This is a genomic window from Streptomyces sp. NPDC059874 (genome assembly GCF_042731135.1).
In the GTDB taxonomy this organism is placed as follows: Bacteria; Actinomycetota; Actinomycetes; order Streptomycetales; family Streptomycetaceae; genus Streptomyces.
Genome location: NZ_JBHWJY010000169.1, coordinates 1 through 4,309, shown reverse-complemented (window position 1 = coordinate 4,309; position 4,309 = coordinate 1). Strand labels below are relative to the sequence as shown.

The following is a 4,309-nucleotide window of genomic DNA, read 5'->3' as shown; positions in this document are numbered from 1 at the left end:
GCGGCGGCCGCCGCGCGCAGACGGGGGTACGTGGTGTGGTGATCGGCCCATTGGGCGGCGCGTGCGTCGCCCCGCCGGGCGACCCGCTCGCTCAGCGGTCTCGGCCACGTACGCCAGCCGGCGGCCAGGACGAGGTGTTCGGCAAGGGATCCCGGGGCCTGCGCGGCGAGTCCAACCGCGGCTGCTCCGGCGCGGACGGCGGCCAGCAGCACCACCTGGCCGCCGACGGTGGTGGCGGGACGGGTGCCCGCCCAGCCCGTGATGGTGTCGATCAGGCGGCCGATGTCCAGGGCGTGGGCGTGGCCGAGCGTGTGGGCGGTGACGGCGACCGCCAGATAGAGGGCGCCGGGGAGCACCAGCAGGGTGAGCCGGCGCTCGGCCGGCTTCTTCCCGAGTTCGCTCAGCAGGCTCCCCATGGACTACAGCCCGTCCGGACGCAGCGGCTGTCCGGTCAGCGTGCACTCGGGCGGCGCGACGCCCGACTCGGGCCAGTCGTAGCGCGAACACCGGTGATGACTTCTCTGCACTTCACTCGATCGTCGACGGGGATGGCTGGGCTGCTTCAGGGGGCTGGCCGGCTCCGTCGGTCTTCGCTTAGGGCAGTTCCGGGCGTTAAGGATGCGTAAGGATTATCGGGCGTTGGCGTGTGCGACGAAGTGCTGTGGTGTCGTCCGGGCACGGGGCATGGGGGCGGTGGCACGGCTTGCTGGTCGGTGCTCTGCCCTGTGCCGGCACGGCCTGTTGGGGTCGGGGGCCGTGTCCGGCGTGGGGGCTGGTGCTCTGGGCACAAGGGCAGGACGGGTTAGGGGGCTGGGTCTGTCCGGTGCGGGTCCGCGTCGGGGGCAGGCTCATACTCGATGATCGTGGTGAGGCCCTGTGCTGGTGGCCGTTGTGTGGGTGCGCTGGACAGGCTGGGAAAGGGTGACGGGGGATATGGCGGACGCGGATCAGGCGGGAATGCCGGAGGTGGTGGACAGCCCTGCGCTGCGGGCCCAACCGGCCGGTGGGCTGGCGCGGTGGATGCTGCGGCACCAGGTGCAGCCTGTGGGGCCGGCGGCGGGGGAGGGGCATGCCGAGCCGCACGCGTGGTGGAAGGTGATGTGCCTGACCGGTGTGGACTACTTCTCCAGCCTCGCCTATGTGCCGGCGATCGCCGCTCTGGCCGCTGGGGCGGTATCGCCTTTGGCGACGCTGCTGATCGTGGCGCTGACGCTGCTGGGGATGCTGCCGATGTACCGGCGGGTGGCGAAGGAGAGCCCGCACGGCGCAGGATCGGTGGCGATGCTGGAAGACCTGCTGCCGTTTTGGTGGGGCAAGCTGTTTGTGCTCGTACTCCTCGGCTTCGTCGCCACGTCGTGGATCATCACGATCACCCTGTCCACCGCGGACGCCTCCGTGCACGTGGTGGAGAACCCGTTCTTTCCCGCGGTGCTGCACGGGCATGAGGTCGCGCTCACGGTGGCGCTGCTGCTGGTGCTTGGAGGGGTGTTCCTGCTCGGGTTCAGCGAAGCGGTCAGTGTGGCCATTCCCCTGGTCGCGGTGTTCCTCGCTCTGAACGCGGTCGTCATCGGCATCGGCCTGGTGCATGTGTTCACCACCCCGGGGGCCTGGTCGATGTGGACCGAGGCCCTCGCAGCGGGCGGAGGCGGCTTCGGAGATCTGGTGGGCCCGGCGCTACTGGCCTTCCCCCTGCTGGTGCTGGGCTTGTCGGGGTTCGAGACCGGTGTGAGCATGATGCCGCTGGTTGCCGCCGAGGGAGCCGACGCGGAGCAGCGGCTGCGCTCGCGCATCCGCAATACCCGCAGGCTGCTGACCACCGCCGCTCTCATCATGAGCGTCTACCTGCTCTCCGCCAGTTTCGTCACCACGCTCCTCATCCCGCATGAGCAGTTCGAGCCGGGCGGCGCCGCCAACGGCCGTGCCCTGGCGTGGTTGGCTCACGAGCATGTGGGGGAGGCGTTCGGCACGGTCTACGACATCAGCACCATCCTGATCCTGTGGTTCGCCGGTGCCTCCGCCATGGCGGGGCTGGTCAACATCGTCCCCCGCTACCTGCCCGACTACGGCATGGCCCCCGAGTGGGGGCGCGCAGTCCGCCCCGTCGTGATCGTCTACACCGCCCTGTGCATCCTCATCACGATCGCTTTCAACGCCGACGTCGACGAACAGGCCGGCGCCTACGCCACCGGCATCCTGGCCATGATGGTCTCCGGCGCCTTCGCCGTCACCATCTCCGTCGCACGCCACCGCCGACGCGCGACCACCATCGGCTTCGCCCTGCTCACCGCGGTCCTGCTCTACGCCCTGGTCGCCAACATCATCGACAAGCCCGACGGCATCGTCATCTCCGGATTCTTCATCGCCGGAATCATCATCGTGTCGCTGATCTCCCGCGTCTCACGCACCACCGAACTGCGCGCCGACCGCATCGTCTTCGACGCCGACGCCCGCCGGTTCATCGATGACACCCTGGCCCACGACAATGCCATCAACATCATCGCCAACCGCCGCCAAGCCGGCGACGTCGCCGAGTACAGCGACAAGGAACGCGAACAGCGCGGCGTCAACCCGGTGCCCGGCCGCGCCGACGTCATCTTCCTCGAGATCGACGTGGTCGACCCCTCGGACTTCAGCGACACCCTCACCGTCCACGGCGTCGAAGTCGACGGCTACCGGATCCTGCGCGCCGACGCGCCGGCCGCGCCGAACGCCATCGCAGCCATCCTGCTGGCCCTGCGCGACGCCACCGGCGTCCAGCCGCACTGCTACTTCGCCTGGGCCGAAGGAAGCCCGCTGGTCCACATGGTCCGCTACTTCCTCCTGGGACGCGGAGACACCGCACCGGTCACCCGGGAAATCATCCGCAGTCACGAACCCGACCCCGCTCGCCGCCCCGGCATCCACGTCGGCGGCTGACCACCGGAGCCGTACGCAGCCACTTCCAAAGACGCCGGGGCGGTGAGACCGAAAGGCATGGCCGACCATGAACTCCACGCCGGATCGCCGCATGCGGCTCAGGATCATCGCCCTCATGCTCTGCGCTGCCGCCATGATCACAGCAGGGCTGGCCGCCGAATGGTGGTGGCTGCTCGGCATCGGCGTGTGGACCGTGATCGTGGCGTTCCTGATGGAGATGATCTACCGCCCGTAGGCCGCCGACCCCTACGTCCTTCGGGCTCACACATCCCGGCGCCCACGGCCCCCTGTCGGCTGAGCCTGGCTCAGACGATGAGCTGCCGACATGGTCGACCGTGACCGGCAGGCGAGTGTGGACTGCCCCCCGCGTCAGGCGTGGGGAAACCATCCGGCTGCGACGTCCGCGGTTTCCCGTGCGCGCTGGGCCCGTTCCTCGATGAGCCGACGGAAGCCGGCGGCAGGGGCGGGCGGGGCAGCTCTGTCCGAAGGTTCTGGCCGGCTGGCTCACGTGTCGATCGTCCATCCCAATGCGGCGGCATTAGATTCCATGAAAGGAATGAATTGGCGGAATTCGGATCTACCGCAAAGGTGAGCGTGCACATGCGAGCAAGGCGAACAGGGCTGCGGCGCAACGAGATGCGCGCCGTACTCGTCACGGCGGCCGCGGTGGGGTCTGTGGCATTGGGACCGCAGGTTGCCTGGGCGGAACCCGACGTCTGTATTGCGGCCAGTGGCGCCGAGGTCGCGCGGATGGGCACTGCCGAGTGCAGGGCCACCGGCACTGGTTCGGTGGCGATCGCCAGGGGGGCGGGCAGTTCTGCCTCCGCGACCGGCGGTGACCTGAACAGGGTCAGAGTCGACGGAGAAAACAGCTTCGGCTTCACACTCGCCGGCAACAGGAACACCGTCACGGTCACTGGCGACAACAGCGGCGCGTTCGCGGGTCGCGGCGACAACAACACGGCCACCGTGGACGGTGACAACAGCGAAGCCGCCGCAGGAATCGGCAACAACAACACCGCCACCGTGGAAGGGGACGGCAGCAACGCCATCGCCACGTTCGGCAACGACAACACCGCCACCGTGGAGGGGGACAACAGCTTCGCTCAGGCCGCGCGAGGTGACCGGAACACGGCCACTGTGGACGGCGACGGCAGCGATGCGTTTTCAGGGCTCGGCAACGACAACACCGCCACCGTGAACGGCAACGGAAGCGCGGCGGACGCATTCGCCCCCCAGGGCTGCACCGCGGAAGCGATCGGAGACGGCCAGTTCGCCGCGTGCCCCTAGGGCTGTGGCCTTTCCGGTCACAGCACTAGTAGGGCTTGGTCAGGTTGATTCGCGTGCGGGTATGTCGCGGTGGCAGGTGGGGCAGGCGCCGGCCCAGGTGGCG

3 protein-coding genes and 1 pseudogene are annotated in these 4,309 nt (G+C 69.0%); 3 read left to right on the top strand and 1 reads right to left on the bottom strand.

Going from position 1 to position 4,309, the window contains the following annotated elements; genetic code table 11:
- Positions 1–416 (bottom strand): annotated as a pseudogene (locus ACFV9H_RS41190) (hypothetical protein); the annotation flags it as partial.
- 541 nt (positions 417–957) lie between these two features.
- Here ACFV9H_RS41190 and ACFV9H_RS41185 point away from each other — a divergent pair.
- The 3 genes from ACFV9H_RS41185 to ACFV9H_RS41175 all read left to right on the top strand — a co-directional run bounded on the left by ACFV9H_RS41185 (position 958) and on the right by ACFV9H_RS41175 (position 4,206).
- The gene (locus tag ACFV9H_RS41185) at positions 958–2,916 is read left to right on the top strand and encodes an amino acid transporter (protein WP_385409099.1); all 1,959 of its coding nucleotides are present in this window, start codon (positions 958–960) and stop codon (positions 2,914–2,916) included.
- A gap of 67 nt (positions 2,917–2,983) precedes the next feature.
- Positions 2,984–3,151 (top strand): hypothetical protein, encoded by a 168-nt coding sequence (locus ACFV9H_RS41180; protein WP_385409097.1) that lies wholly within the window; start codon positions 2,984–2,986, stop codon positions 3,149–3,151.
- Positions 3,152–3,516: 365 nt separating this feature from the next.
- Positions 3,517–4,206 carry a hypothetical protein gene (locus tag ACFV9H_RS41175; RefSeq protein WP_385409096.1) on the top strand — a complete coding sequence of 230 codons (690 nt, stop codon included), beginning with the start codon at positions 3,517–3,519 and terminating at the stop codon, positions 4,204–4,206.
- Positions 4,207–4,309: the final 103 nt, after the last annotated feature.

Bases quoted from the DNA above. Each gene is read 5' to 3' on its own strand.
- ACFV9H_RS41175 (WP_385409096.1), top strand. From the start codon at position 3,517: ATGCGAGCAAGGCGAACAGGGCTGCGGCGCAACGAGATGCGCGCCGTA.
- ACFV9H_RS41180 (WP_385409097.1), top strand. From the start codon at position 2,984: ATGAACTCCACGCCGGATCGCCGCATGCGGCTCAGGATCATCGCCCTC.
- ACFV9H_RS41185 (WP_385409099.1), top strand. From the start codon at position 958: ATGCCGGAGGTGGTGGACAGCCCTGCGCTGCGGGCCCAACCGGCCGGT.